This window comes from Streptomyces sp. 13-12-16 (assembly GCF_002114215.1).
In the GTDB taxonomy this organism is placed as follows: Bacteria; Actinomycetota; Actinomycetes; order Streptomycetales; family Streptomycetaceae; genus Streptomyces.
Genome location: NZ_NCTE01000150.1, coordinates 1 through 3020, shown reverse-complemented (window position 1 = coordinate 3020; position 3020 = coordinate 1). Strand labels below are relative to the sequence as shown.

Sequence of the window (3020 nt, the reverse complement as noted above, 5' to 3'; positions counted from 1 at the left end):
GCCGGCACCCCGGTGCGGGGGTCCGCGGGCCCGGTGGGCGGGCACCGGTTCACCTGCGCGCTCGACGGCGTCGCCCACACCTTCGCCGCCCTGCCGGACGGCACCTGGCTGGGCCGGGACGGCGACGCCTGGCACGTGCGCGACCACGACCCGGTCGCCGCGTCCCTCACCCGTGCCGGTCAGGCGGGCGCCGACTCGCTGACCGCGCCGATGCCGGGCACGGTGACGGTGGTGAAGGTGGCCGTCGGCGACGAGGTGGCGGCGGGCCAGAGCCTGCTGGTGGTGGAGGCGATGAAGATGGAGCACGTCATCTCCGCCCCGCACGCCGGCACGGTCACCGAGCTGGACGTGTCCCCGGGCACGACGGTCGCCATGGACCAGGTGCTCGCGGTCATCGCACCGGTGGAGGAGGAGACGGCATGAACGCCCCGGAACTGGGCCTGCCGACGGCCGTACCGGCCGAGGGACTGCCCGCGCGGGTGCGCATCCACGAGGTGGGCGCGCGCGACGGCCTGCAGAACGAGAAGGCGACCGTCCCGACGGCCGTCAAGGCGGAGTTCGTCCGCCGCCTGGCCGGCACCGGTCTGGACACCATCGAGGCGACGAGCTTCGTCCACCCGAAATGGGTGCCCCAGCTCGCGGACGCCGAGGACCTGTACCCGGCGGTGTCCGACCTGCCGGTGTCGCTGCCGGTCCTGGTGCCGAACGAGCGCGGACTGGACCGCGCGCTGGCGCTGGGCGCCCGGCGGGTCGCGGTCTTCGCCAGCGCCACGGAGTCCTTCGCCAGGGCCAACCTCAACCGCACGGTGGACGAGGCGCTGGCGATGTTCGAGCCGGTGGTGCGGCGGGCGAAGGCGGAGGACGTCCACGTCCGCGGCTACCTGTCGATGTGCTTCGGCGACCCGTGGGAGGGCGCGGTCCCCCTCCCCCAGGTGGTGAGGGTGTGCCGGGCCCTGCTCGACATGGGCTGCGACGAGCTGAGCCTGGGCGACACCATCGGGGTGGCGACCCCGGGCCATGTGGCGGCCCTGCTGACCGCGCTCGGCGAGGCGGACGTACCGGTGTCCGCGCTGGCCGTGCACTTCCACGACACCTACGGCCAGGCCCTGTCCAACACGCTGGCCGCGCTCCAGCGGGGCGTCACCACGGTCGACGCCTCCGCCGGCGGTCTGGGCGGCTGCCCGTACGCGAAGTCCGCCACCGGCAATCTCGCCACCGAAGACCTCGTGTGGATGCTGCGCGGCCTCGGCATCGACACCGGGGTCGACCTCGGCCGTCTGGTCGCCACGAGCGTCTGGATGGCCGCCCACCTGGGCCGACCCAGCCCGTCCCGCACCGTACGAGCCCTCTCCCACCAGGAGCAGTGAACGACATGGACCACAAGCTCTCCCCCGAACTGGAAGAACTCCGCCGCACGGTCGAGGAGTTCGCACACGACGTGGTGGCGCCGAAGATCGGTGACTTCTACGAGCGGCACGAGTTCCCGTACGAGATCGTGCGGGAGATGGGCCGGATGGGCCTGTTCGGGCTGCCGTTCCCGGAGGAGTACGGCGGCATGGGCGGTGACTACTTCGCCCTGGGCGTGGCCCTGGAGGAGCTGGCACGGGTGGACTCCTCGGTGGCGATCACCCTGGAGGCGGGCGTCTCGCTGGGCGCGATGCCGGTCCACCTCTTCGGCACCGAGGAGCAGAAGCGCGCGTGGCTGCCCCGCCTCTGCTCGGGCGAGATCCTGGGCGCGTTCGGCCTGACGGAGCCGGACGGCGGCAGTGACGCGGGCGCGACCCGTACGACGGCCCGGCTGGACGAGTCGACGGACGAGTGGGTGATCAACGGCACCAAGTGCTTCATCACCAACTCGGGCACGGACATCACGGGCCTGGTCACGGTCACGGCGGTGACGGGTCGCAAGCCCGACGGCAAGCCGCTGATCTCGGCGATCATCGTCCCGTCCGGCACCCCGGGCTTCACGGTGGCGGCCCCGTACTCGAAGGTCGGCTGGAACGCCTCGGACACGCGGGAGCTGTCCTTCGCCGACGTCCGCGTCCCGGCGGCCAACCTCCTCGGCGAGGAGGGCCGCGGGTACGCGCAGTTCCTGCGCATCCTGGACGAGGGCCGCATCGCCATAGCGGCGCTGGGCACGGGTCTCGCGCAGGGCTGTGTGGACGAGTCGGTGAAGTACGCCAAGGAGCGGCACGCCTTCGGCAGGCCGATCGGCGCCAACCAGGCGATCCAGTTCAAGATCGCCGACATGGAGATGAAGGCCCACACGGCCCGCCTCGCGTGGCGCGACGCGGCCAGCCGTCTGGTGGCCGGCGAGCCGTTCAAGAAGGAGGCGGCGCTGGCGAAGCTGTACTCGTCCACGGTCGCCGTGGACAACGCCCGTGACGCCACGCAGATCCACGGCGGCTACGGCTTCATGAACGAGTACCCGGTGGCCCGTATGTGGCGCGACTCGAAGATCCTGGAGATCGGCGAGGGCACGAGCGAGGTCCAGCGGATGCTGATCGCCCGGGAGCTGGGGCTGGCGGGCTGAGCCACCGCCCGTCCGGGCCCCGGCGGACACCGGCCCCGCGCCCTCGGGCGCGGGGCCGGTCGGCGTGTGCGGACGCCCGCGCGCTACGGCCGGCCGACGAGGAGGCGTCACGTCCCCGCGACGCACGAGACGCCCCCGGGGTTGTGCGCGATCTCCATTCCCTTCCGGTCACGCTTCCATCACGAACCCTCCCTCCCGACCCCCGGAACAACACAGTCCGTTCATAGCGGACTTGACCGGACGTCAAGGCAAAAGCAAGATCACGAAGGTTGTCACGGAGCACGCGACCGGCGTGCCGGGCACAGAGCCGAGGGGGCGTCCGGGTCCGTGCGACAGCTTCCAGCGACGCCGACCACCGTACGGGCGGCGTGCACGGACACCCGGGGGCCCGTCCCACGCCGCCGCGCCACGACCCGGTGGCGGGCACTCCACCGGCCCGCGCCCCCGAAGGGCGACCCCGCCGCCGGGCGGGGCCCTGTGCCCGCGG

General features: G+C 72.8%; 3 protein-coding genes. All 3 read left to right on the top strand.

The window, feature by feature from the left end; genetic code table 11:
• Positions 1-423, top strand: a 423-nt coding sequence (locus B7767_RS07080) for a biotin/lipoyl-containing protein (RefSeq protein WP_306297946.1), incomplete at its 5' end; no start/stop codon positions are given.
• On the top strand, positions 420-1367 hold the full coding sequence (locus B7767_RS07075; protein ID WP_085571391.1) for a hydroxymethylglutaryl-CoA lyase: 948 nt from the start codon (positions 420-422) through the stop codon (positions 1365-1367). The genes B7767_RS07080 and B7767_RS07075, both read left to right, overlap by 4 nt.
• Positions 1368-1372: 5 nt before the next feature.
• Positions 1373-2533: an acyl-CoA dehydrogenase family protein gene (locus B7767_RS07070; RefSeq protein ID WP_085571392.1), complete on the top strand. Its 1161-nt coding sequence runs from the start codon at positions 1373-1375 to the stop codon at positions 2531-2533.
• Positions 2534-3020: the final 487 nt, after the last annotated feature.

Excerpts from the sequence above, each read along its gene's own strand:
- B7767_RS07075 (WP_085571391.1), top strand. The coding sequence starts at position 420 with ATGAACGCCCCGGAACTGGGCCTGCCGACGGCCGTACCGGCCGAGGGA.
- B7767_RS07070 (WP_085571392.1), top strand. The coding sequence starts at position 1,373 with ATGGACCACAAGCTCTCCCCCGAACTGGAAGAACTCCGCCGCACGGTC.